The organism is Paraburkholderia sp. JHI869 (assembly GCF_038900775.1).
Classification (GTDB): domain Bacteria; phylum Pseudomonadota; class Gammaproteobacteria; order Burkholderiales; family Burkholderiaceae; genus Paraburkholderia.
In genome coordinates, this window is the sequence record NZ_JAYMSC010000003.1 from 178,915 (window position 1) to 201,940 (window position 23,026).

The window sequence follows — 23,026 nt, forward strand, 5'->3', positions numbered from 1 at the left end:
CCGGGTCTGACGACCGGCTCAACGGCGGCGCGGCGCTTCAAGCGCGGCGCCGCCGTTTTTTTCGCTGGGGCGCGCTGACAGCGCCAGCCCACGCGATATCTCAGATTTGTCTGATTCCCTTGCGGGATGGCGTCGATAGAATTTTTCTGTCTCCCGGAAACATTCGACGTTCGCCCGCACCATGTCCCCATCCCCCCAGCAGCAACTTCTCGAAGCCTTCGCGGCCCACGCACGCGCGCCCGACAATACGGACCTGCTCATGCAAATCTGCCAAAGGCTGGTCCAGTCGCGGCGCGACGAGCAGATGCTGCCTTGGGCCGACAAAGGGCTCGCGCTCGAACCCGACAATCGCGGGTTCATTCACGCGCGAGGCCGCGCGTTGCGCCTGCGAGGACGCCACGCCGAAGCGGCCGCCAACTGGCTCGCGCACCGGTCATTGCCGTGGAGCCCGCTTTTCTGCGAAGCACGGATCGGACGCGACCTCTACCTGAGCGGCGAGACTGAGCGCGCCATCGAGCACCTCGACACCGCGTTGAGCAATCATCCGGCCGATCTCTCACGAGACGCGCAAAAAGCGCGCAAGTGGCTGGCCGAAGCCTTGCTGAGCCTCGGCGACACGCGCGGCTTCACACACTGGCTCGAACGCAATCATGGCGACAGCGGCAACTATCGTTACGCCGACGCGCCGATGTGGAGCGGTCAACGCGACCTGCGCGGCGAGCGCGTGCTCGTGACGCATCAAATGGGCTTTGGCGACCAGTTCCTGCTGTTCGCGTCCGTGCGCCAGTGGCGCGACGCGGGCGCCGAAATCATGCTCACGTGCGATCACGCGATTCACAGCCTCATGCAGGCTTCCTTGCCCGAATGCACCGTGCTGGCCAGCACGCGCCCGCTCGCGGTGAGTGCGCCCTTGCCGCCCGAAGCGCTCGACACGATCGAGGCATTCGCGCCCACCCTCCAGGCCACGCTGCTCCATCTCCCGCTGCTCGCAGCTGAAGATTCGCCGCAGCCTCAACCCTATTTCGACGCTTATCTGCGTGCGCCCGCAGCGGCGCGCGAGCGTGCGTCCGCATGGTCGCAAACGCTGCGCTCGCGCGAACCTGGCAAACGGCTCGTCGGCCTCTTCTGGGACTGCGCGCAACAGCACGCCGCGGAAATCGGCAGCAAGGAGCGCTGCTGGGCCGGCTTGCGCAGTGTGCCGCTCGCGCAAATCGAGCGCCTCACCGCCCACCCGTCGCTCACGCGCGAAGTTCAGTTCGTGAGCCTGCACCACCCCCTTGCCGAGCTGTCGAACGGCACGCCCCGAGGCGCTGTGAGCCATTACGGGCCCGGCATCGCCAGCTTTGCCGATACGGCGGCCTGTATCGAGCAGCTCGACGCCGTGGTGAGCGTGGACGCCGTCGCCGCAAACCTGAGCGCAATGCTGGGCAAGCCAACCGCCGTGCTCGTCAATCCAACCGGCGAATGGCGCTGGGGCCAAACTGCCGCGCGCACGCCGTGGATGAGCGCGGCAACGGTCCTGCGCCAAACGCAAATGGGCGAATGGCACGACGTCATTTCGCGCGCGATCGGCTGGCTGCTTCGCAGCCAGGCTACGCGATAGACATCACGTACTTTTCAATGCAAATGAGCGGGCAAAGCCCGCTCGTTTGCTTTCGCGCAGCGATACCCGTTTAGCTATTCACACATTTAATTGCCTGCACATTAATTACATTTAAATTACTAATAAAACAAAAAGCTTTCGCTTAAAGCCCAGCTTCCCAGGGATTACTACGGGTTGTAGTCGAGAAGCATGCAAATGTTTAATGCCGGGCGTACACTGCTCGCGCGCGGCCCGTTACGGGGGGGCCGCTCAAGCGACACAATCAAGCCACACAACGCAATGCCGGCAGTACATGCGATTGCAGTGAGCGCTGAAGCGCTAACTGCGACCGACAGGAGACATGGCATTGCCCCAGTTTCAAAGGAGAACAATCAACATGAGCTGGACGCGTGAACAGAAGAACGTCACGATCGCGGCGTACCTCGGCTGGACGCTCGACGCATTCGATTTCTTTCTGATGGTTTTCGTTCTGAAAGACATCGCCACCGAATTCAACACCAAAATCCCGGCAGTGGCTTTTGCCATTACGCTGACGCTGGCCATGCGCCCGCTCGGCGCGCTGATCTTCGGCCGACTCGCCGATAAATATGGCCGCCGTCCCACGCTGATGATCAACATCGCGTGCTATTCGATACTCGAACTGCTCACGGGCTTCTCGCCCAATCTCGCGACCTTCATCGTCCTGCGAGCGCTCTTCGGCGTCGCGATGGGCGGCGAATGGGGCGTAGGCTCCGCGCTCACCATGGAAACCATCCCGCCCAAGTCGCGCGGCATCGTTTCCGGCCTGCTGCAGGCGGGCTATCCGAGCGGTTTTCTGCTTGCCTCGATCGTGTTCGGCGTGCTGTATCAGTACATCGGCTGGCGTGGCATGTTCTTCGTCGGCGTGCTGCCCGCGCTGCTCGTGGTCTATGTGCGTATGCACGTGCCCGAGTCGCCGGCCTTCAAGGAGATGCAAAAGCGCGCGCGTCCGACCCTGCTCACGACGCTCAAGCACAACTGGAAGCTTTCCCTGTATGCCATCGTGCTGATGACGGCGTTCAACTTCTTCTCGCACGGCACGCAGGATCTGTATCCGACCTTCCTGCGCGAACAGCATCACTTCGACCCGCACACGGTTTCGATCATCACCATCGTGCTCAATCTCGGCGCGATCGTGGGCGGCCTCTTCTTCGGTCAGGTTTCCGAAAAGATCGGCCGTCGCAAGGCAATCTTCATCGCCGCGCTGATCGCGCTGCCGGTGCTGCCGCTGTGGGCCTTCTCGCAAGGCCCGGTGCTGCTCGCGCTCGGTGCGTTCCTCATGCAGATTTCGGTGCAAGGCGCCTGGGGCGTGATCCCGGTACACCTCAACGAGATTTCGCCTGACGAAGTGCGTGCGACCTTCCCGGGCCTCGTCTACCAGCTCGGCAATCTGTTCGCGTCGGTGAACGCCACGCTGCAGGCGTCGCTTGCCGAAACGCACGACCAGAACTACGCAATGGCCATGGCGATCGTCGCCGGCACGGTCGCCGTCGTGATCGCGGTGCTGATCCCGTTCAGCCGCGAACGTCGAGGCATCGACATGACGCAGACTGCAAAAGCGGTGTCGGACGCCTGACGTGCCGCACGCGGCGGCCCCCGCAACGAAACGCCGCCGCACCGCAGCAACGCAATGAAAGGCCGTGCCGGGTTCTTCGCCCGCACGGCCTTTTTGCTGGTTCTGACTACTGCCGAGCGCGCGCTCGCACACCGGGTAAGACCTCCTGGCCCTGCGGCGCGCAGCGTTGCATGATGAAGGCGCACACGCATTCGCACTCGGTCGCCCGACCGTCCGGAGATCCACAATGAACGAAACGCCCCAGCCTGATCCGGCGAGTCCCGTGGCAGCCTCCGCACCTCAGGCAGCCCAATCTCAGCCGGCCCCACCGAACACCGACGGCATCTGGTACGCCTCGTACCCTCCCGGCGTGCCGCGCGAAATCGCCGCCAGTCAGTACGCCTCGCTCACCCATTTCTTTGACGACTGCACGGCGCGCTTCAGCGATCGCGTCGCCTACGTGAGCGCCGGCTCGCCAATGACCTATGCTGCGCTCGCCCGCAAGGCCACTGCGTTCGCGTCGTGGCTGCAAGGCGCGGGCGTGCGCCCAGGCGACCGTGTCGCGATCATGCTGCCCAATACGCTGCAGTATCCGGTCGCCCTCTTCGGCACGCTCAAGGCCGGTGCCGTGGTCGTCAACGTCAACCCGCTCTACACCGTGCGCGAGCTTGCGCATCAGTTGCAGGACAGTGGCGCGCAGACCATCGTCGTGTTCGAGAATTTTGCGGCCACACTCGAAACGGCGCTGCCCGGCACGCAGGTGCAACGCATCGTCGTGACGGCGCTCGGCGACCTGCTGGGCGAAGGACTGAACCTCAAGGGCCGCTTCATCAACGCCATGCTGCGCCATGTGAAGAAGATGGTGCCGCCCTACCACCTGCCGCAGGCGGTGCGCCTTCTCGACGCACTGGCGCTTGGCGCGCGCGCGCCACACGCGCCGCTCGCGACCCACGCCGACGATCTCGCGTTCCTCCAGTACACGGGCGGCACCACCGGTGTCGCGAAGGGCGCGATGCTCACGCACGGCAATGTGCTTGCGAACGTGCAGCAGGCAAAGGCCTGGGTCGGCAACCAGCTCGACGCCAAAGCCGAAACGGTGCTCACGCCGCTGCCGCTCTATCACATCTATTCGCTCACTATCAACGCGCTGATCTTCCTCGCGCTCGGCGGACGCAACATCCTGATCGCCAATCCGCGTGACGTGAAGCGCGTGATGAAGGTGCTGCGGCATGAAACGTTCAGTTGCATCAGCGCGGTCAACACGCTCTATAGCCTGCTGCTCGATAACGCGGAATTCCGCCAGCGCGACTTCTCGGGCCTCAAGCTCGCGATGGCGGGCGGCATGGCCATGCAGAAGGCCGTCGCCGACCGGTTCCGGGCCGTGACGGGCAAGCCGGTCGTGGAGGGCTACGGACTCACTGAATGCTCGCCTATCGTTTCGATGAATCCCGTCGATGTCGAGCGTACGGACGCGGGCCAGGCGCATCCCGAAGGCTCGATCGGACTGCCCGCGCCTTCCACGCAGGTGCGCTTTCGCAGGGACGACGGCACATGGGCCGGCATCGGCGAAGCCGGCGAGCTTTGCGTGAAGGGCCCGCAAGTGATGAAGGGCTACTGGAACCGCCCGGACGAAACGGCAAAGGTGTTCGCCGATGGATGGCTCACGACCGGCGACATCGGCGTGATGGATGCGCGCGGCTATATCCGGCTCGTCGACCGCAAGAAGGACATGATTCTCGTGTCGGGCTTCAACGTGTATCCGAACGAGATCGAAGACGTGGTGGCGATGCACCCTGGCGTGCGCGAGGTGGCGGCGATCGGCGTGCCCGATCCGGTACAGGGCGAGCGCGTGAAAGTGTTCATCGTGAAGCGCGATCCCACGCTCACAGAGGCCGCGCTGATCCAGTTCTGCCGCCAGCAGCTCACGGGCTACAAGGTGCCGCGCATCGTGGAGTTCCGCGAGTCGCTGCCGCAATCGACCATCGGCAAGATCCTGCGCCGTCAGTTGCGCGACGAAGAAATCGCGAAGACCGCGAAGAAGCCGCAGACGTGATACATCGATGCGATATCGCTAAGGTTTGCTAAGCAAAGTCGCGCAGCGTCACCCCGCGCGCGCCTGCGAGCCGAGCGAGCACGAAACGGTCCGAGGCACGCAACGCGCCAATCAGCGCAGTGCCTGGCTCGAGCCGCCGCGCGATACGCGCGTGCCAAAGGGTGCCGATGTCGGTATCGGCCACGTCGGAGCAACGATCGCCGATGGCCCACGCAACACAGCCCGCCCGCGCCGCTTCGCGCGCGAGCACGCGACCCCGCGCGAGCGCCGGGTCGAACACCACGGCAACCGGCGCACTCAACGCTGCGCTCGCACGAGGCGCGCGTTCTCCAAACGCAACCCCGAGCGGATGCGCCTGCCAAGCCGCGCCTAGCGCTACTGCACCTGCATCACAGAGAAAAGCCCGCCTGTCCATCGCATCCTCCGCACGTCTTTCTGCAATCGATACGTAGTCTTAAGCAAATCGATCACGTATAGCCGCGCTGCGCACGCCACGCTTCGGGCCAGATGCCCTGCTTGCCCGGAGAGAGCACGCCCTGCGGATCGAGCGCGTCTTTCACGGTTTGCGCGAGGCGCAACAGCGCGCCGTCGTTGAAGGCGTACTGCGCCGCGGCGTAATCCATGTAGAGCAAATGCGAGCGGTAGACGCCGTAGCCAGCCGCGCCCGCGTCGCTCATCAGCGCCCGTAGCAAGTCGCCCGCGCGCGCGGCGTCGTCACGGCGCTCACGCGCGAAGATCGCCGCGAATACGTGATGCAGATAGCGCCCCGCCGCAGTAAAGCCCCCGTAGTAGTCGAAACCGTACTCGGCCGCGCGCGCCTTGACGAGTGCGTACTGGCGCAGCGCGTCGCGGCCGTCGGCGGGACACAGCGGCGAGAAGTCCACGTGCGCGCCCTCGCCGCCGCGCCAGTCGAGCATGCGAAACGCGCTCATCGCCGGGATGCCGGCGAGATTGCGGTCGGCGCCGCCTTGCGGTTCGTCGCCTTCGGCATAGCGCCGCGACGAGAAACGCACACCTGGCACGCCGGCGAACGCACGCTCGACCATGCGCCGCTCGATCTCGATCACTTCGGGCGCGCCATACAGCGCGTAATGCAGATTCCAGCGGCCCACGCCCAGATCGCGCTGCATAGCGGCAACTGCGGCCTCAGGCATCGCGCCCTCGCCTTCGTACCAGCGCGAGCGCGGCGCGAGGCTCGCGGCACGCCGGATCGCGCCTTCGATCGCCGCATGCTGGCGTATCGTGCCGCCGAGCTGCAACGTGCGCAGCGTATCGACGAGCACGCCGAGATCTTCCTCGCGCGCGAACTGGATCTCGCCAATCACGAACGCCTGCGGCGCCGGCATGAGCCAGAGCCCCATCTTGGTGACGACGCCGTAATTCGACTGCGTAAAGAGCGCATCGAACGAAGGCCCATAGCCCGGCCGGTAAAGTTGCCACGCCGTCCCGTTTTCGATCGCGCCCATGCCGGTGCGCACCACGTCGCCGTTGGCAAGCACGACCTCCATGCCGCACTGCGACGCGGCGTGGTCGCCGTAAGCGCTCGTGCCGAAGCCGCGCTCGAGCGTATTGCCGACCACGCTGCCCCAGCCCGCCGCGGGCGGATCGACCCACAGGCGCAGATGCTGCTCGCGCAGGTGCGCGTGCAGGTCGAAGTAACTCACGCCGGGCTCGACGCGTGCCCATGCGAGGCGCTCATCCACCTCGAGGATGCGGTTCAGGCGCTGCAGGTCGAGCACGACCGAGCCCGCCAGACGCGGCGCGGCGCCGCCATAGGCGAAGTTGCGCCCCGTGGAGACGGTCCAGAGCGGCACGCGCGTTTCGTTCGCGACGCGCAGGATCGCGCGGATCTCTTCGACACTCGCGGGGAGGATCGCTGCTGAAGGTGCGAAGGCATGCGCATCGGCGAGCGGCACGAACGGGTCGAAATACGGGTCGAGCGATGCGCCGCCACGGCAGACGTTCGGCGCGCCGACGATGCCTTCGAAGGCGGCGAGCGCACGCGCGAAACGCGCCTCGTCGATGCCGGGCGGCAAGGTGGGCGCGGTATGGCGCGCGGCGTCGCTCATGGGTACGCTCCGCTGACGTCGCTCATCGTGCCTGCCTCACCACTGGCCCGGCTTGCCGCCCAGCGCGCCGCACACGTCCAGCGCAATCTCGCGCAGCTTCGGTTCGGTCTGCGGCCCCGAGAGCGCATAGCCCGTGCGTTCGGTGCTCCAGTAGAACGTGCGCCGGTTGCCGTCGCGCAAGAGGCGCACGGGGTCGCGGTCTACGGCCGAACTGGCCACGTAGAGCGTGAGGCGCTCGCCCGCATCGTTCTCGTACATGAATTGCGCTGCCGGCCCCGTGTTGCCGGGCAACAGACGCCCGCCCACGAGCGTATAGCCATACTCGGCAAGCGACGGCACCGAGAGCGGCTTGCCCAGCCGCCTGGAAAGCCACGCGACGAGATGCGCCTCGTCGGCAGCGCCAACTTCCACAGGATGCCGCTGCTCCGGCGAATACACGGCATAGGCGATGTCGGCGCGGCGCGCGAACGCCTCGGACGTTTCGCTGCGTGCGGCCGTCGGCGCGGCACCGGCCATGAGTTCCGGAGCGAGACCGGGCGCGAGCCGCGGCACGAGCATCGTAGCCGCCACAGCGAGCCCCGCGCCCACCGCCACCCACGCCGCCGCCATGCCGGCGCGCCACCACCACGACCCGGACGGACGCAAGATGAGTACGGCGGGCTCGGCGCCGGCCTGCCCGGCATCGGGCGCCGCATCCTCGCCAGACACCCGCGCGCCTTCGCACAACGCCCGCAGCGCAGCCTTCTGCGCACGCCAGGCCGCGACGCGCGCCGCCGCGCGCGGATCGTCCGCGAGACGCGCCTCGAGCGTTTCGCGCGCGCTCGCCGGCAATTCGCCGTCAACGAAAGCGCCCAGCATCGAAAGATCCTCTTCAGCGGAGCCAGGCGGCGCGCCTTCGCCTTTGCGTTCGTGGCCGAGATCGTCGTCGTTCATCGTAGCTTCCCCACCACCCTGAGCGGCGCGGCGCGTTGCGCCGCATCGCGCCCCGGATCCTGCACCGGCCCCGTGTCGAGCAACGCTCGCAAATGCTCGCGCGCCCGCGAAAGGCGCGACATCACCGTACCGGCCGGCACCCCGAGCACCGCCGACGCCTCGCTGTAGCTTAACTCCTCCACGCACACGAGCAGCAACACCTCGCGCTGGGCGGCCGGCAGCGCATAGAGCGCGCGCTGCAGATCGCGCAGCACGAGACCGTCCACTTCGCCGTGCGGCGCTTCGAGTGTGCGCCACGGCGCGGCTTCGTCGTCGACGGCAATTTCGCGCCGGCCGCGCAACTGGTCGATGTAGATATGGCGCAGGATCGTAAGCAGCCACGCGCGCAGATTGCTTTGCGGACGAAACGAAGTCCAGCGTGAGAGCGCGCGCTCGGCGGCGTCCTGTACGAGGTCGTCAGCCCAGGCGGCGTCGCCGGTCAGGGCGCGCGCATAGCGGCGCATTGGCGCGAGTTGCGCCACGACCTGCGCTTCGAACTCCGGCGACGGATGGCGGAACACGCCGCACGCCGCTCAGTAGCCGCCGCCCGACGAGCCGCCCGAACTGCTCGACGAGGCTCCGCCCGTATTCATGTCGCCGCACGCGCTCAGACCTGCACCCGCAACGCCGGCCAGCGCCGCACAAACGAGACACGCGAGTACTTTGCGAAACCGCTCCATGATCACCTCCGTTGAGGATCATTGCCGATATCGCGTTAAACGTTGCGGCGGGTAGGCTTATTCCGGGCACGCGGCGATTTCGCCTTTCGTGCGCCTGCGCACGGAACAAAGCGCCCGTGGACCGCGAGAATCGTCGCAAGCGAATCGAAATACATCGTGCAAGCGTGCCGACCAGGCGGGTCACCACGTGCAAGCCAGCCGCGAATCGGTCGAGCATGGGGCGCCGTCATGGACTACGCTGTTGAGGTGAGCGCATGTGCGTCGCAAGGTCGCGGGTCTGCTGGCCCGCGGGCGTCACGTCGGCGTGCCGCTCTCCGAAGTCCGCAGTCGCTGCACGTCGCAACCTGTCCTCCGGATGCGCCCGCTCTCCGGCCGCCGACGACAAGGGACGCAACGATGCATTTTTCGTCAATCTGCCGTTGCAGCCGTGAGCCGGTATAGTTCTGCAGTAAGCTTACTTCCCCGCACGCGCGCTTCGCCGACACAAGGTAGAATCGCGGCGAGCAAACGTTTCCAACTGATTGCGGCATTGCGCCGCCTGGCCAAATCTAGTCCATGCCTTCCGCAGAATCGCACCCGCAAAACGACTTCATGAACGCCGCGCGTAAGGAAAGAAAGCGCGTCGAAATCTATCTGGTCAACGGCATTCGCCTGACCGGATGCATCGAGTCGTTCGATCAGTACCTGGTGATGCTGCGCACGCCCGTCGGCCTGCAAGGCATCTACAAGCGCGCCATCTCGACCATCCAGCTCGACACCGGCACCCGTCCGGGTCCGCGCCCAGGCGGCCCTCGCAGCTCGCACGGCGAGCATACGAGCCGCGGCCCGCACGGCAGTCACGGCGGTCATGGTCCGCGTGAACAACGAGAACCGCGTGAATCGCGCGAGCCGCGCGAGAACTGGTCGGCGCCGTCCGGCGCGCCCTCGGGCGCATCGGGCGCGCCCGGCAACGACCGCGGGTCGCAAGACGGCCCGGTCGTCGTCACGCGCCGCCGCCGCCTCTACGGCGCGGTGAACAACGGCGGCAACGGCGGCGAAGGCTCGGGCAACAGCTAAGCTGCTGCTGGCTGGCGCCCTCGCTGCACTGCGCGCCAGTCACGTCGATCTTCAGCACAGTACGGGCGCGCCTTGGCGCGCCCGCTCGTTTTGCGCGCGCACTCCGTTCGGCTTTCATTGCGCTGCGTTTCGAGGCGGCCTCGCGGCCGGCGCTCGCGGTCATGATTTTGGCTTTGCGTTATTCTGAGCGTGACGCATATCGCCACGGAGACCGCCATGAGCGCATCCAAGCCGAAAGCCCCACAACCCTCGCAGGAAGACCCGCTCGACGAAGCACTCGACGAGACTTTCCCCGCGAGCGATCCGATCGCCGTGGACCCCTCGCCCACCGGCTCTCAACCGAAGCCCCATTCGGCAGACAAATCCCACAAGGACCGCGACGCGCATCGCCACGGCAAGCATTGAGCGAGCTCTCGACGATCGCACCATGAAAAAAGGCGGGGCGTCCATGACGCTCCGCCTTTTGCGTGCCGCATCTGCGTGTAGCGCACAACCAGACGCGCAACCGGTCGAACGGCCAGGCGCCGACCGAGCGTCAAGGTCATGGTCCTGCCGCCGATCAGTGGATTGGCAGGCCGCCTTCCACCTGTTGCTGAAGCTCGCGCACCTGACGCTGCACCGTGCGCAGTTGCGCCTGGGCGGCCGTCTTCTGCGCCTGCAATGCGTTCGCCTGGTCGCGACCCTGCTTCTGCTGGTCCGCGACAAGCGCCTGCTGCTCGCGCGCGATGGCCAGATCCGCCTGGAGCCGGTTCGCGTGGTCCTGTGTAAGCGCGATCATGCGATCCGTGAACGCTTTCTGCGCCTCGAGGCGCGTACGGCGGATTTCCACTTCGGCAAGCTGCCCCGACTTCATCGCGAAGTCGCGATAGATCGCTTCAGCGCGCGTCTCGTCGCTCGTCTTGATCACGCGCCAGAACGTCTTGTTCTGGAACAGCGTGACGTAGTACGTCATTTCCTTGCCGTAAAACAGCAAGCTTGCGCCATACGAGCCGTTGTAGGTCGTGCGCAGTTCGGCGAGCTCCGAGCCTCGCAGCATCTGCTGCAGCTCGGCAACATTGCCCGCGGCGTTCTGCTTCGCTTCATCCGGCGTGAGTACGCTCGGCTGGCTCGCGGCCAATGGCAGCGCCGGGGCTGCCGCCTGCTCTTCCTGCACTGCGGGTGCGGCGGTGGTCTGTGCTACGGGCGCCGCTACTGCTGCTGAATTGTCAGGCGGCGTCTGTGCGCAGCCCGTACCGATTCCCCCGATTAATACCAGCGCCGCCAAGGCGGTGCGACGAACTCTCCACTTGTAGTCCATGTAGTACCTGCTTTGAACAGTTCTAATTTTTACAAATCGGCACAATTATTACTCACTTTCACGTATTTCGGGCCCCTCGTAGAAAATTTACCGATTACGTATCTTTTCCCACAACACTTTGCGAGAAATTCCCAGGATTTGCGCGGTGCCCTTGCGTCTCCAACCGTTTTGGTCCATCGCGGGTGGAGGTAAAACGCTGGCCGACGCATTGATCGACAGCACAGCTCGCGCGGGACGCACGTGACTAGCTGGATCACGCACCGGCAAGTGAAGGCGGTGCACGGCGCCTGGTCAAACTAGAGTTCCTTCTCTCAAACGCGCACGGTGCTTTCCAGTATTCTGCCCTGACCTCGTGGCGCGCCAGGTGCGCCGCAGGGGCAGCATCACGACGACAAACAAGATCAGTGGAGGAAGACATGAACCAATTCATAGTACGCACGGCGCGCCAGGCCGCACTAGCGAGCGCACTGCTGTGCGGCGCCTTCGCCGCACACGCGCAGACCGACTCGGCAGTCGGCGTGTGGCAGACCATCGACGACCACACCGGCCAGCCGAAGGCGCTCGTCCAGATCAGCGCCGACGCCAACGGCGACCTGAGCGGCAAGGTGATCAAGGGACTCGGCGCGAATGACCAGCCCGACCGGCGCTGCACGGCCTGTAGCGACTCGCGCAAAGATCAGCCGATCCTCGGCATGACGATCATCGACAGCATGAAGAAAACCGGTGAGGGCTATGACGGTGGCCACATTCTCGACCCCGAGAACGGCAAGGTGTACCGCTGCAAGATGCATACGGAAGACGGCGGCCAGAAGCTCGTCGTGCGCGGCTATATGGGTATTTCGCTGCTCGGCCGCTCGCAGACGTGGGTGCGTCAGCAGTGAGCGATTGACCTGAGGACCGGTGTGCGAACCGGTTAGAGGAGCGGTTAGAGAACCTGAGAGACCAAACCGGCCGAAGCGGACGTAGAAGCCGCTTCGGCCGGGACAGCGTAAACGCCGGTATTACGCCGTGTGGCGATACACCGAGCGATAGTTGAACGGCTGCGACGACGCGGGTGCCGGCGCCGCCGGTACGAACGGGGAATTGCGCGGCGTGTTGCGCGCGGCTTCCTGCCTGCGCGCCGCTTTTTCTGCGCGGCTCGCGTGCTTGCGCATGCGCGTTTCGATGGTGTCGCACAGCGTCACGCCCTCTACGCCGAACAACTCTCCCATCACGCGCTTGAGTGCGCCGTTGTCGTGCCACGTTTTGAACCGGCGATGGCAGGTTTGATACGAAGGGTAGCGACGCGGCATGGCCGACCAGGTTGCACCGCTATACATGACCCACAGCACGCCGTTGAGCACCGAGCGCGTATTGGCGAGCGGCCGGCCGCGCAACTCGGTGCGTGGGCGCAGTTCGGGTAGCAGCAGCATCACGCGCTGCCATTCTTCGTCGGTAATATCGCGATGCGGGGTCATGGAAGGTCCTTTGTCAGAAGCTGTACCGACAAACGATATCCACTCGCCCCCGCCGTCCATATCAGACGAGTCCGAATCCTGAAAAAGGTGCCGCAGAGCTATTTTGAGACTAGCCTGCGGATGCGCCCGAGGCACGGGCGCCGAGCGATCAGGTCAGCGCCGTATCGACGATGCGTCGCGGTGTTTCGAGATATTCCTTTGACTGCATTTCGACGATACGCGACACCGTGCGCGTGAACTCGTTGGCCATCGGGCCTTCCACGTAGAGCTCTTCAGGCGGCACGGCGGCCGACATCAGCAGCTTGACCTTGTGGTCGTAGAACACGTCGATGAGCCAGGTGAAGCGGCGCGCTTCGGACTGCATACGAGGCGTCATTTGCGGCACGTCGGAGAGGATCACGGCGTGAAAGCGGCTTGCCAGCTCCAGATAGTCGTTCTGCGAGCGCGGACCGCCACACAGCGTCGCGAAATCGAACCACACCACGCCATCGGCCTTGCGCAACGCCTTGAGTTCGCGTTTCTCGATACGCAGCAGCGGGCTTTCGTCGGGCACCGCGGCAAGCTCCGCGAACGAGTGGCGCAACGCCTTGTCGGCGGCCGCGCCGAGCGGCGTGTGATAGACCTCGACCTGCGCAAGCGTGCGCTGGCGATAGTCCACGCCCGCATCGACGTTGAGCACGTCGAGCTTGCTCTTGATCAACTCGATCGCAGGCAGCATGCGGTCGCGATGCAGGCCGTCGGGATAGAGCAGATCGGGATCGTAGTTGGACGTCATCACGAACTGCACGCCGTTCTCGAAGAGACGATCGAGCAGACGGTAGAGGATCATTGCGTCGGCGATGTCCGAGACGTGGAATTCGTCGAAGCAGATCAGGCGATAACGCTTCGCAATGCGCCGCGCGAGTTCGTCGAGTGGATCGGCCTGGCCCTTGAGCTCTTCGAGCTCACGGTGCACCTCGCGCATGAATTCGTGAAAGTGCAGACGCGTCTTGCGCTGCAGCGGCACGACAGCATAGAAGCTGTCCATGAGGAAGCTCTTGCCGCGCCCGACTCCGCCCCACATGTACACGCCGCGCGGCAAGTCCGGGTGAATCAGAAATTTCTTGAATGCGTTCGAACGACGCGACTTGTATGCGACCCACTCGTCGTAGCACCGCTGCAGCCGGTCGATCGCGACGCGTTGCGCCGTATCGGGCTTGTATCCCCGCTTCTGCAGTTCGTTTTCGTAGTATTCGGTGACGTTCATTTTCTGGGCCGCAAATGAGGAAAGGCGGGAGAGCAAAAGCCCACCCGCCTCCGTACGTGATGCTGGTACTGCAAGGCAAAGCGGCCCAAAAAATCGGCCGCCCTGCCCTTGGCGCTTACATGTTGAGCGCGCGCTTGTCAGTGGCGAGTGCAGCTTCGCGCATGACTTCAGACAGCGACGGGTGCGGATGGCAGATGCGGCCGATGTCTTCGGCGGCAGCCTTGAATTCCATCGCCACCACGGCTTCCGCGATCAGGTCCGATGCGTTGGCCGAGATGATGTGCACGCCGAGCAGTTCGTCGGTCTTGGCGTCGGCGATCATCTTCACGAAGCCGTCCGACTTGTTGATGCCAAGTGCGCGGCCGTTTGCCATGAACGGGAACTGGCCCGTCTTGATTTCACGGCCTTCAGCCTTGAGCTGCTGCTCCGTCTTGCCGACCCATGCGATTTCCGGCTCGGTGTAGATCACCCACGGAATGCAGTTGTAGTCGATGTGCGGCTTCTGGCCGTCGATGATTTCGGCAACCAGCACGCCTTCGTCTTCGGCCTTGTGCGCGAGCATCGGGCCACGCACCACGTCGCCGATCGCGTAGACGTTCGGCACCGACGTTGCGCAGTGATCGTCCACGTCGATGAAGCCGCGCTCGTTGGCCTTCAGGCCGATCGCTTCGAGCCCGAGGTTGTCGGTGTTCGGCACGCGGCCAACCGACACGATCAGGCGGTCGGCTTCGAGCACTTGCGCGTTGCCGTCCTTATCCGTGTAGTTGATCGTGACGTTCTTGTCGGTCGCCTTCACTTCGCCGACCTTCACGCCAACGTGAATGTCGAGACCCTGCTTCTTGAAGAGCTTCGCCGCTTCCTTCGCGAGCGCCTGGTCAGTCGCGCCGAGGAATTCCGGCAGCGCTTCGAGGATCGTGACGTCGGCGCCGAGGCGGCGCCACACCGAGCCGAGCTCCAGACCGATCACGCCTGCGCCGATCACGGCCAGCTTCTTCGGCACGGAGTCGAACGTGAGTGCGCCTTCGTTGTCCGAGACGATCTTGTTGTCGACCGGAATGCCCGGGAGGTGACGCGCCTTCGAACCCGTCGCGATGATGACGTTCTTCGCCGTGACGACTTCGGTTTCGCCTTCGCCGCTCACTTCGATCTGCACGCCGGCGTCGGTCTTGCCGGTGAACTTGCCGTGGCCCTTGAGCCACGTGATCTTGTTCTTGCGGAACAGGAACTCGATACCCTTCGTCATCTTCTCGACGATGCCTTCCTTGCGGGCGAGCATCTTCTCGACGTCGATCTTCACGTCGCCCACGTTGATGCCGTGGTCTGCGAGGTGATGCTGGGCGTTCTCGAACTCTTCCGACGAGGCGAGCAGCGCCTTCGACGGAATGCAGCCGACGTTCAGGCAGGTGCCGCCGAGCTTCAGCGCGCCGGCCGGGTTCTTCCACTTTTCGATACACGCAACCGACTTGCCGAGTTGCGCGGCGCGGATCGCCGCGATATAGCCGCCGGGGCCGGCGCCGATCACGACGACGTCAAATTCTTTGGACATGGTCATCCTTTCGAGACGTGAGCGCGGCACGCGGAGCCCGGTTTCCGGAATCCGCGCGCACGGCGCTCAGTGTGAGACTTGATACTTGATGAGGCCGATCTTTACAGGTCGAGCAGCAGACGAGCCGGATCTTCCAGCGCATCCTTCATCGCGACCAGCGACAGGACGGCTTCGCGGCCGTCAATGATGCGGTGGTCGTACGACATCGCGAGGTAGTTCATCGGACGGATCACGATCTGGCCGTTTTCCACCACAGCGCGTTCCTTCGTGGCGTGCACGCCGAGGATCGCCGACTGCGGCGGGTTGATGATCGGCGTCGAGAGCATCGAGCCGAACACACCGCCGTTCGAGATCGAGAACGTACCACCCGTCATTTCTTCGATCGACAGCTTGCCGTCCTTGGCCTTCTGGCCGAATTCGGCGATCTTCTTCTCGATGTCGGCGAGGCTCATCTGGTCTGCGTTACGCAGGATGGGCACCACCAGACCACGCGGCGAGCCGACAGCGATACCGATGTCGAAGTAGCCGTGGTAGACGATGTCGTTGCCGTCGATCGACGCGTTGACGAGCGGGAACTTCTTGAGGGCGTGAACCGCGGCCTTCACGAAGAACGACATGAAGCCGAGCTTCACGCCGTGTTCCTTCTCGAACTTGTCCTTGTACTTGTTGCGCAGGTCCATGACCGGCGCCATGTTCACTTCGTTGAACGTCGTGAGGATGGCGTTGGTTTGCTGCGACTCGAGCAGACGCTCGGCGATACGCGCACGCAGACGCGACATCGGCACGCGCTGTTCCGGACGGTCGTTGAGCCAGTTCGCAGCCGATGCCGGTGCGCTGACTTGCGGCAGCGACGGCTTCGCAGCAGCAGCGGCCTTCGATGCCGGTGCAGCAGCCGGAGCGGCCTTCGGTGCGCCTGCGCCGAGCACGTCCTGCTTCGTGATGCGGCCGTCGCGGCCCGTGCCGGCGACGTCGCCGCCGGCCAGACCCTTCTCTGCCATCAGCTTCGTCGCTGCGGGCGAAGCAACCGTGCTGCTTGCCGTCGTTGCGGCGGCAGCAGCAGCCGGTGCAGCGGCGGGAGCCGCAGCAACCGGAGCGGCTGCGGCTGCGGGAGCAGCCGCGGCGCCAGCCTTGGCTTCCGTGTCGATCTTTGCGATCACCTGCTCGCTCTCGACGGTTGCGCCGTCGCCCACCAGGATCTCGGTCAGCACGCCGGCTGCCGGCGCGGGCACTTCGAGAACGACCTTATCGGTTTCGATTTCGATGACGACTTCGTCCTGGGCGATCGCTTCGCCCGGCTTCTTCTTCCACTGCAGCATCGTGCCTTCAGACACCGACTCCGAAAACTGCGGGACCTTCACTTCTACGATAGCCATGTGATTTTCCTGAATACTTTATCGGGGACATCCCCGTATGACGAACCGGTCGCGCACTTGAGCGCGGGAAAGCGCGCTTTCCATTCGCGCGCTTTCCCGGTTCGGTTGCTCTAGTGCTTACTTCGCGACCTGCGCGCCCTTCAGGCGGCCGAATGCACCTTCGATCAGCGCCTTCTGCTGCTCGTAGTGCTTCGCGTAGTAGCCAACAGCCGGCGATGCGGAAGCAGGACGGCCGCTGTACGCGAGCTTCATGCCTTCCTTCATGCCTTCCTTCAGGTGGTGCTCGATGTAGAACCACGGGCCTTGATTCTGCGGCTCGTCCTGCACCCAGACCACTTCGGTCGCGTTGTCGTACTTCTTCAGCTCCGCTTCGAACTGCTTGTGCGCGAACGGATAGAGCTGTTCGATACGGATGATCGCGACGTCGTTCGCCTTCGCTTCGCGACGGTGCGCGACGAGGTCGAAGTACACGCGGCCCGAGCAGGCGACCACGCGCTTGACCTTCTTCGCGTCGATGGCTTCGTCCACTTCGCCGATGACCGGCTGGAACGTGCCCTTCGCGAGTTCGGACAGATCCGACACGGCTTCCTTGTGACGCAGCAGCGACTTCGGCGTGAAGATGATGAGCGGCTTGCGGAACAAGCGGATCATCTGGCGGCGCAGCACGTGGAAGATCTGAGCCGGCGTGGTCGGCTGAACGACCTGCATGTTGTGCTCGGCGCACAGCTGCAGGAAACGCTCGATACGCGCCGACGAGTGCTCCGGACCCTGGCCTTCATAGCCGTGCGGCAGCAGCATCGTGAGACCCGAAACGCGGCCCCACTTCACTTCGCCCGACGAGATGAACTGGTCGATCACGACCTGCGCACCGTTGACGAAGTCGCCGAACTGGCCTTCCCACGCGACGAGCGTGTTCGGCTCGGCGGTCGAGTAGCCGTATTCGAAGCCGAGCACGGCCTCTTCCGACAGCACCGAGTCGATCACCGTGAACTGCGCCTGGTTCTCGCCGATGTTCTGCAGCGGCACGTACGTGCCGTCGTCCCAACGCTCGCGGTTCTGGTCGTGCAGAACGGCGTGGCGGTGCGTGAACGTGCCGCGGCCCGAGTCCTGGCCCGTCAGGCGAACTGCGTAGCCCGAAGCGACCAGCGACGCGAACGCGAGGTGCTCGCCCATACCCCAGTCGAGCTTCGCTTCGCCCTTGCCCATCGCGCGGCGGTCGTTGATGACGCGCTCGACCAGCGGGTGAACCTTGAAGTTCTCAGGGACCGTGGTGATGCGCTCGGCCAGACGCTTGAGTTCGGCGAGCGGCACGGCCGTGTCGGCAGCGTCGGTCCACTTGCGGTTCAGGAACGGAACCCAGTCCACCGCGTACTTGCTCTTGTAGTTCGAGAGCACGGGGTCGACCGTGTGGTGGCCTTCGTCCATCGCGGCGCGGTAGGCCTTGACGTAGTTGTCACCGTCTTCAGCCGTGATCACGCCCTGCTGCACGAGCTTCTCGGCGTACAGCGCACGGGTGCCCGGGTGCTTCGCGATCGTCTTGTACATGAGCGGCTGCGTGACCGCCGGCGTGTCCTGCTCGTTGTGGCCGAGCTTGCGGAAGCAGATGATGTCGACCACGACATCCTTGTGGAACTGCGTGCGGAAGTCGACTGCGAGCTGGATCGCCAGCACGACCGCTTCCGGATCGTCGCCGTTCACGTGCAGCACCGGCGCTTCGATCATCTTGACCACGTCGGTACAGTAGAGCGTCGAACGCGCGTCGCGCGGGTCCGAGGTCGTGAAGCCGATCTGGTTGTTGATGACGATGTGCAGCGTGCCGTGCGTGCCGTAACCGCGCGTTTGCGCGAGGTTCAGCGTTTCCATCACGACGCCCTGGCCTGCGAAGGCCGCATCGCCGTGGATCTGCACCGGCAGAACCTGCAGGCCGTCTGCATCGCCGCGGCGATCCATACGGGCCTTCGCCGAACCCTCGACCACCGGGTTGACGATTTCGAGGTGCGACGGGTTGAACGCGAGCGACAGGTGGACCGGGCCGCCTTCGGTTGCGACGTCCGACGAGAAGCCCTTGTGGTACTTCACGTCGCCTGCCGGCAGGTCGTCGACGTGCTTGCCTTCGAATTCGGCGAAGAGGTCAGCCGGCATCTTGCCGAGCGTGTTGACCAGCACATTCAGACGGCCACGGTGAGCCATGCCGATGACGATTTCCTGCACGCCCTTCGCGCCTGCGTGACGGACGACTTCGTCCATCGCGGCGATGAAGGACTCGCCGCCTTCGAGCGAGAAGCGCTTCTGGCCGACGTACTTGGTGTGCAGGAAACGCTCGAGGCCTTCGGAGGCCGTCAGGCGCTGCAGGATGTGCTTCTTCTTGTCGTTCGAGAAGTTCGGCGTCGAGCGGATCGACTCGAGACGCTCCTTCCACCAGCGCTTTTGTTCAGGATCGCTGATGTACATGTACTCGGCGCCGATCGTGCCGCAGTACGTGTCGCGCAGCGCCTTGACGATCTCGCGCAGCGTCGCGCGCTCGAACCCGAAATACAGGTTCGTGGCGCTGAACGTCTGGTCCATGTCGGCTTCGGTGAAGTCGTAGAACGCAGGCTCGAGTTCGGGAATGGCGGGACGTTCGCGACGCTTGAGCGGATCGAGATTCGCCCATTGCGAGCCGAGGAATCGATAAGCGCCAATCAGGGACTGAACGTAGACTTGCTTGCGTGCCGTGGCGAGATCTTCGCCGCCGCCCTTGGGGACGAATGCGTTGGCTTTCGCGCGCTGTGCGAACGACTCGACGATCGGCCCGTGGGCGATGTCGTTGTCTGCCGTGCCACTCGACGACGGCACGTTTTGCAGTGCGTCGAAGTATTCACGCCAGGTGTCCGGAACGGACGCAGGGTTGTCAAGATATGCTTCGTATAGCTCTTCGACATACGGAGCATTGCCGCCGAACAAATAGGAGTTCAGCTGGAATTGCTTCATCGTTTCCGACATTTACGCTCACCTTTCTTCGAGTTTCTCGAGAAATAGCGGGTTACTCAACCTTCCGCGCCACGGCCTGACCGTTTAGCGGATTGCGAATCAAGTCTGCTTGGAAGGACCTAAATCATGCATCCGCGGAGTATAGCGCATATGCGCATCTCTCCACAGGATGCAATGCGACCGAACACCACGCGGGAACCCTTTTATATGGGCCTTTGCGGCATTCGCAACGCTCTCTTCCTGCACCGCAATGCAATCCCCGCCAGACGCAAAAAAGCCGCCCATAAAGCGGCGGCTTTTCTGTGAGTCTGTTTGCATTGCAGTGCGGAAAAAAGCGCTAGAACTGCAAATTACTCGGCAGCGCCTTCGCGGCTCGCGCGGCGACGCTCGTGTTCCTTCAGGTGACGCTTGCGCAGACGGATCGACTGCGGCGTGACTTCCACGAGTTCGTCGTCGTCGATGAATTCGACTGCGTATTCGAGCGACATCTGGATCGGCGGCACGAGGCGCACGGCTTCGTCGGTGCCCGAGGCGCGCACGTTGGTGAGCTGCTTGCCCTTGATCGGGTTCACGACGAGGTCGTTGTCGCGGCTGTGAATGCCGATGATCATGCCTTCGTACAGCGCGTCGCCCGGCTTCACGAACATGCGGCCGCGGTCCTGCAGCTTCCACAGCGCGTAGGCGACAGCGGCGCCGTCGTCCTGCGAGATCAGCACGCCGTTGCGGCGCTCGCCGAGCGTGCCTTCCTTGATCGGGCCGTAGGCGTCGAACACGTGGCTCATCAGGCCCGTGCCGCGCGTGAGCGTCATGAACTCGCCCTGGAAGCCGATCAGGCCACGCGCCGGAATACGGTACTCCAGACGCGTGCGGCCGCGGCTGTCCGAAGCCATGTCGAGCATTTCGCCCTTGCGGCGGCCCAGTTCTTCCATCACGCCGCCCTGGTGAGCGTCTTCGACGTCCACCGTCAGCATTTCGTACGGCTCCTGCTTCACGCCGTCGACTTCGTGCAGCACCACGCGCGGACGCGACACGGCCAGCTCGTAGCCTTCGCGACGCATGTTTTCGATCAGGATCGTCAGGTGCAGTTCGCCACGGCCCGACACTTCGAAGGTGGTTTCGTCGCCGGTGTCCTTCACGCGCAGCGCCACGTTGTGGTTCAGTTCCTTCGTGAGACGGTCGCGGATCTGGCGGCTCGTCACGAACTTGCCTTCGCGGCCGGCGAGCGGCGACGAGTTCACGAGGAAGTTCATCGTGAGCGTCGGCTCATCCACCGTGATCATCGGCAGCGCTTCGGGCGTGTCGACCGCGCAGATCGTCGCGCCGATGCCGATGTCTTCAATACCGTTGATCAGCACGATGTCACCGGCTTCAGCCGATTCGACCTGCACGCGCTCGAGGCCGCTGAACGACAGCACCTGGTTGATCTTGCGGTTCATCACCTCGCCGTCCGGGCCGAAGCGCAGCGCCACCGGCTGACCCGGCTTGATACGGCCGCGCTTGATACGGCCCACGCCGATACGGCCGACGTAGGTCGAGTAGTCGAGCGAGGTGATCTGCAGCTGGAGCGGACCTTCCGGATCGGCGTCGCGAACCGGCACGTGTTCGAGCACGGCTTCGAACAGCGGGCGCATGTCGCCTTCGCGCGCGTCCGGCGACAGCGAAGCGTAGCCGTTCAGGCCCGAAGCGTAGACCACCGGGAAGTCGAGCTGCTCTTCGGTCGCGCCGAGCTTGTCGAACAGGTCGAACGTCTGGTTGATCACCCAGTCGATACGGGCGCCCGGACGGTCGATCTTGTTGACGACGACGATCGGCTTGAGGCCGAGCGCGAGCGCCTTCTTGGTCACGAAGCGCGTTTGCGGCATCGGGCCCTCGACGGCGTCGACGAGCAGCAGCACCGAGTCGACCATCGACAGCACGCGCTCCACTTCGCCGCCGAAGTCGGCGTGGCCCGGGGTGTCGACGATGTTGATGTGGGTGCCTTCGTACTCGACCGCGCAGTTCTTCGAGAGAATCGTGATCCCGCGCTCTTTTTCGATGTCGTTCGAGTCCATGACGCGTTCGGCGATCTGCTGGTTGTCGCGGAAGGTGCCGGACTGGCGCAGCAGTTGGTCGACGAGCGTGGTCTTGCCGTGGTCGACGTGGGCAATGATGGCGATGTTGCGAAGAGCGCGGGACATAGGAACCTGGGTACAGTTGAGTGCGCCGCGCATGCCCTGCTGGCAGGCCCGGCGAGGGCGCGCGGCCGCCGCTTCGATCCGCCCCGCAATTACTGCCGGCGGGTCAATTCAGCATCGCTGCGATGACGCACTTTGGGAACCTGAAATTATAGCACGCGCAGATGAATTGATCTTGCGCATATCAGGGAGCACCCTGGATTGGGGCGGCCGGCGTCGTAACCGCGCAACGCGGGCAAAGGCGCGAGGCGGCGTAGCGGCGCGCCGTGCAGCCCGAATTTTCTCATGCCTGCAGAGCCGCATTAAGCCCCTACTCAGCAAAGGTTTCTCGGCGAATGCAGAATAAACCTTGCCGCGTCAACTAACGAACCCTATAATCCCTGCCTGGTCAACCATTGCAGTCGCAGCAGAATCATGACGGATCCGACTCCTACGCCCCCACCCGAAGTCCGCGATTACGACCTCGGCGAGAGCGTCGGCTACCTGATCTCGCGGGTGAAATCGACCATGTCGAACATGGTCACCCAGCGCGCCGTTGCCGAACTCGGCGTCACGAGCCAGCAGGCCAGCATCCTCTTTATGGTGGCGAGCGGCAAATGCCTGCTCGCGGCCGAACTCGCCCGCGAGTACGGCATCGACGCGAGCGCCGTCACGCGGCTCGTCGACCGGCTGGAGAAGCGCGGGCTCCTGAAGCGCGTGCGCAGCTCCGAAGACCGCCGCGCAGTTCACCTCGCGCTGACGCCCGAAGGTCTTGCCATCGCCGCGCGCATGCCGGCGATTTTCCGCAGCGTCACGGAGCATCTCTCCGCCGGATTCACGCCGGAGGAAGTCGGTTTTCTGAAGAGCATGTTGCGGCGGATTCTTTCGAATAGCTGCGAAGCTAGCCAGAGTTCGAACCCGAATTCGCCCGAGAATTGATGTCGGGGCAAGCAAATTTGAGATCGCCAAACAAGAAAA

The 23,026-nt window shown here is 64.2% G+C and carries 19 protein-coding genes and 1 pseudogene; 7 read left to right on the forward strand and 13 right to left on the reverse strand.

The window, feature by feature from the left end; genetic code table 11:
- Nucleotides 1-181: 181 nt before the first annotated feature.
- From VSR72_RS07275 to VSR72_RS07285, 3 genes are all read left to right on the forward strand, one after another.
- Nucleotides 182-1,603 (forward strand): hypothetical protein, encoded by a 1,422-nt coding sequence (locus VSR72_RS07275; protein WP_342951735.1) that lies wholly within the window; start codon nucleotides 182-184, stop codon nucleotides 1,601-1,603.
- A gap of 376 nt (nucleotides 1,604-1,979) precedes the next feature.
- A complete protein-coding gene (locus VSR72_RS07280) occupies nucleotides 1,980-3,197 on the forward strand; it encodes an MFS transporter (protein ID WP_342951736.1) in 1,218 nt (405 codons plus the stop codon).
- 226 nt (nucleotides 3,198-3,423) lie between these two features.
- Nucleotides 3,424-5,229 carry an AMP-binding protein gene (locus VSR72_RS07285; protein WP_342951737.1) on the forward strand — a complete coding sequence of 602 codons (1,806 nt, stop codon included), beginning with the start codon at nucleotides 3,424-3,426 and terminating at the stop codon, nucleotides 5,227-5,229.
- A gap of 28 nt (nucleotides 5,230-5,257) precedes the next feature.
- Here the strand turns inward: VSR72_RS07285 and VSR72_RS07290 are convergent, their stop codons facing one another.
- The 5 genes from VSR72_RS07290 to VSR72_RS07310 all read right to left on the reverse strand — a co-directional run bounded on the left by VSR72_RS07290 (nucleotide 5,258) and on the right by VSR72_RS07310 (nucleotide 8,950).
- Nucleotides 5,258-5,530 (reverse strand): hypothetical protein, encoded by a 273-nt coding sequence (locus tag VSR72_RS07290; protein ID WP_342951738.1) that lies wholly within the window; start codon nucleotides 5,528-5,530, stop codon nucleotides 5,258-5,260.
- A gap of 166 nt (nucleotides 5,531-5,696) precedes the next feature.
- Complete coding sequence (locus VSR72_RS07295; RefSeq protein WP_342951739.1) at nucleotides 5,697-7,298, reverse strand: FAD-binding oxidoreductase; 1,602 nt, start codon at nucleotides 7,296-7,298, stop codon at nucleotides 5,697-5,699.
- A gap of 36 nt (nucleotides 7,299-7,334) precedes the next feature.
- Nucleotides 7,335-8,156 (reverse strand): anti-sigma factor, encoded by an 822-nt coding sequence (locus tag VSR72_RS07300; RefSeq protein ID WP_342952029.1) that lies wholly within the window; start codon nucleotides 8,154-8,156, stop codon nucleotides 7,335-7,337.
- Between the two features lie 71 nt (nucleotides 8,157-8,227).
- Entirely contained in the window at nucleotides 8,228-8,734 is a 507-nt protein-coding gene (locus VSR72_RS07305) for a sigma-70 family RNA polymerase sigma factor (RefSeq protein ID WP_342952030.1), read from the reverse strand.
- 69 nt (nucleotides 8,735-8,803) lie between these two features.
- A complete protein-coding gene (locus VSR72_RS07310; protein WP_342951740.1) occupies nucleotides 8,804-8,950 on the reverse strand; it encodes a hypothetical protein in 147 nt (48 codons plus the stop codon).
- 555 nt (nucleotides 8,951-9,505) lie between these two features.
- Here VSR72_RS07310 and hfq point away from each other — a divergent pair.
- Together hfq and VSR72_RS07320 are read left to right on the forward strand one after the other, a co-directional pair.
- Complete coding sequence (gene hfq, locus VSR72_RS07315) at nucleotides 9,506-10,006, forward strand: RNA chaperone Hfq (protein WP_342951741.1); 501 nt, start codon at nucleotides 9,506-9,508, stop codon at nucleotides 10,004-10,006.
- Between the two features lie 216 nt (nucleotides 10,007-10,222).
- Nucleotides 10,223-10,411 carry a hypothetical protein gene (locus VSR72_RS07320; protein ID WP_342951742.1) on the forward strand — a complete coding sequence of 63 codons (189 nt, stop codon included), beginning with the start codon at nucleotides 10,223-10,225 and terminating at the stop codon, nucleotides 10,409-10,411.
- 154 nt (nucleotides 10,412-10,565) lie between these two features.
- Here the strand turns inward: VSR72_RS07320 and VSR72_RS07325 are convergent, their stop codons facing one another.
- Together VSR72_RS07325 and VSR72_RS07330 are read right to left on the reverse strand one after the other, a co-directional pair.
- Nucleotides 10,566-11,303 carry a DUF2968 domain-containing protein gene (locus VSR72_RS07325; protein ID WP_342951743.1) on the reverse strand — a complete coding sequence of 246 codons (738 nt, stop codon included), beginning with the start codon at nucleotides 11,301-11,303 and terminating at the stop codon, nucleotides 10,566-10,568.
- An 87-nt stretch (nucleotides 11,304-11,390) separates the two neighbouring features.
- Nucleotides 11,391-11,483: pseudogene (locus VSR72_RS07330) on the reverse strand (helix-turn-helix domain-containing protein); the annotation flags it as partial.
- A gap of 236 nt (nucleotides 11,484-11,719) precedes the next feature.
- Here VSR72_RS07330 and VSR72_RS07335 point away from each other — a divergent pair.
- Nucleotides 11,720-12,184 carry a DUF2147 domain-containing protein gene (locus tag VSR72_RS07335; RefSeq protein WP_342951744.1) on the forward strand — a complete coding sequence of 155 codons (465 nt, stop codon included), beginning with the start codon at nucleotides 11,720-11,722 and terminating at the stop codon, nucleotides 12,182-12,184.
- A 120-nt stretch (nucleotides 12,185-12,304) separates the two neighbouring features.
- Here VSR72_RS07335 and VSR72_RS07340 read toward each other — a convergent pair whose 3' ends face one another.
- The 6 genes from VSR72_RS07340 to typA all read right to left on the reverse strand — a co-directional run bounded on the left by VSR72_RS07340 (nucleotide 12,305) and on the right by typA (nucleotide 22,072).
- Nucleotides 12,305-12,760 (reverse strand): transposase, encoded by a 456-nt coding sequence (locus tag VSR72_RS07340; RefSeq protein ID WP_342951745.1) that lies wholly within the window; start codon nucleotides 12,758-12,760, stop codon nucleotides 12,305-12,307.
- 148 nt (nucleotides 12,761-12,908) lie between these two features.
- Nucleotides 12,909-14,006 carry a cell division protein ZapE gene (gene zapE / locus VSR72_RS07345; protein ID WP_342951746.1) on the reverse strand — a complete coding sequence of 366 codons (1,098 nt, stop codon included), beginning with the start codon at nucleotides 14,004-14,006 and terminating at the stop codon, nucleotides 12,909-12,911.
- Nucleotides 14,007-14,121: 115 nt separating this feature from the next.
- Nucleotides 14,122-15,552: a dihydrolipoyl dehydrogenase gene (gene lpdA / locus VSR72_RS07350; RefSeq protein WP_342951747.1), complete on the reverse strand. Its 1,431-nt coding sequence runs from the start codon at nucleotides 15,550-15,552 to the stop codon at nucleotides 14,122-14,124.
- A gap of 101 nt (nucleotides 15,553-15,653) precedes the next feature.
- The gene (odhB, locus tag VSR72_RS07355; RefSeq protein ID WP_342951748.1) at nucleotides 15,654-16,925 is read right to left on the reverse strand and encodes a 2-oxoglutarate dehydrogenase complex dihydrolipoyllysine-residue succinyltransferase; all 1,272 of its coding nucleotides are present in this window, start codon (nucleotides 16,923-16,925) and stop codon (nucleotides 15,654-15,656) included.
- A 117-nt stretch (nucleotides 16,926-17,042) separates the two neighbouring features.
- Nucleotides 17,043-19,907 carry a 2-oxoglutarate dehydrogenase E1 component gene (locus VSR72_RS07360; RefSeq protein ID WP_342951749.1) on the reverse strand — a complete coding sequence of 955 codons (2,865 nt, stop codon included), beginning with the start codon at nucleotides 19,905-19,907 and terminating at the stop codon, nucleotides 17,043-17,045.
- A gap of 338 nt (nucleotides 19,908-20,245) precedes the next feature.
- Nucleotides 20,246-22,072, reverse strand: a complete 1,827-nt coding sequence (gene typA, locus VSR72_RS07365) for a translational GTPase TypA (protein ID WP_342951750.1) — start codon at nucleotides 22,070-22,072, stop codon at nucleotides 20,246-20,248.
- 411 nt (nucleotides 22,073-22,483) lie between these two features.
- Between typA and VSR72_RS07370 the strand changes: the two genes are divergently transcribed.
- A complete protein-coding gene (locus VSR72_RS07370) occupies nucleotides 22,484-22,987 on the forward strand; it encodes a MarR family winged helix-turn-helix transcriptional regulator (protein WP_342951751.1) in 504 nt (167 codons plus the stop codon).
- Nucleotides 22,988-23,026 lie beyond the last annotated feature (39 nt).

What these genes read in the sequence shown, in the direction of transcription:
- VSR72_RS07280 (WP_342951736.1), top strand. Translation starts at nt 1,980, where the DNA reads ATGAGCTGGACGCGTGAACAGAAGAACGTCACGATCGCGGCGTACCTC.
- VSR72_RS07370 (WP_342951751.1), top strand. Translation starts at nt 22,484, where the DNA reads ATGACGGATCCGACTCCTACGCCCCCACCCGAAGTCCGCGATTACGAC.
- lpdA (WP_342951747.1), bottom strand. Translation starts at nt 15,552, where the DNA reads ATGTCCAAAGAATTTGACGTCGTCGTGATCGGCGCCGGCCCCGGCGGC.
- odhB (WP_342951748.1), bottom strand. Translation starts at nt 16,925, where the DNA reads ATGGCTATCGTAGAAGTGAAGGTCCCGCAGTTTTCGGAGTCGGTGTCT.
- VSR72_RS07300 (WP_342952029.1), bottom strand. Translation starts at nt 8,156, where the DNA reads ATGCTGGGCGCTTTCGTTGACGGCGAATTGCCGGCGAGCGCGCGCGAA.
- VSR72_RS07295 (WP_342951739.1), bottom strand. Translation starts at nt 7,298, where the DNA reads ATGAGCGACGCCGCGCGCCATACCGCGCCCACCTTGCCGCCCGGCATC.
- VSR72_RS07360 (WP_342951749.1), bottom strand. Translation starts at nt 19,907, where the DNA reads ATGTCGGAAACGATGAAGCAATTCCAGCTGAACTCCTATTTGTTCGGC.
- VSR72_RS07285 (WP_342951737.1), top strand. Translation starts at nt 3,424, where the DNA reads ATGAACGAAACGCCCCAGCCTGATCCGGCGAGTCCCGTGGCAGCCTCC.
- VSR72_RS07305 (WP_342952030.1), bottom strand. Translation starts at nt 8,734, where the DNA reads ATGCGCCGCTATGCGCGCGCCCTGACCGGCGACGCCGCCTGGGCTGAC.
- VSR72_RS07340 (WP_342951745.1), bottom strand. Translation starts at nt 12,760, where the DNA reads ATGACCCCGCATCGCGATATTACCGACGAAGAATGGCAGCGCGTGATG.
- hfq (WP_342951741.1), top strand. Translation starts at nt 9,506, where the DNA reads ATGCCTTCCGCAGAATCGCACCCGCAAAACGACTTCATGAACGCCGCG.
- typA (WP_342951750.1), bottom strand. Translation starts at nt 22,072, where the DNA reads ATGTCCCGCGCTCTTCGCAACATCGCCATCATTGCCCACGTCGACCAC.
- VSR72_RS07335 (WP_342951744.1), top strand. Translation starts at nt 11,720, where the DNA reads ATGAACCAATTCATAGTACGCACGGCGCGCCAGGCCGCACTAGCGAGC.
- zapE (WP_342951746.1), bottom strand. Translation starts at nt 14,006, where the DNA reads ATGAACGTCACCGAATACTACGAAAACGAACTGCAGAAGCGGGGATAC.
- VSR72_RS07275 (WP_342951735.1), top strand. Translation starts at nt 182, where the DNA reads ATGTCCCCATCCCCCCAGCAGCAACTTCTCGAAGCCTTCGCGGCCCAC.
- VSR72_RS07310 (WP_342951740.1), bottom strand. Translation starts at nt 8,950, where the DNA reads ATGGAGCGGTTTCGCAAAGTACTCGCGTGTCTCGTTTGTGCGGCGCTG.
- VSR72_RS07325 (WP_342951743.1), bottom strand. Translation starts at nt 11,303, where the DNA reads ATGGACTACAAGTGGAGAGTTCGTCGCACCGCCTTGGCGGCGCTGGTA.
- VSR72_RS07320 (WP_342951742.1), top strand. Translation starts at nt 10,223, where the DNA reads ATGAGCGCATCCAAGCCGAAAGCCCCACAACCCTCGCAGGAAGACCCG.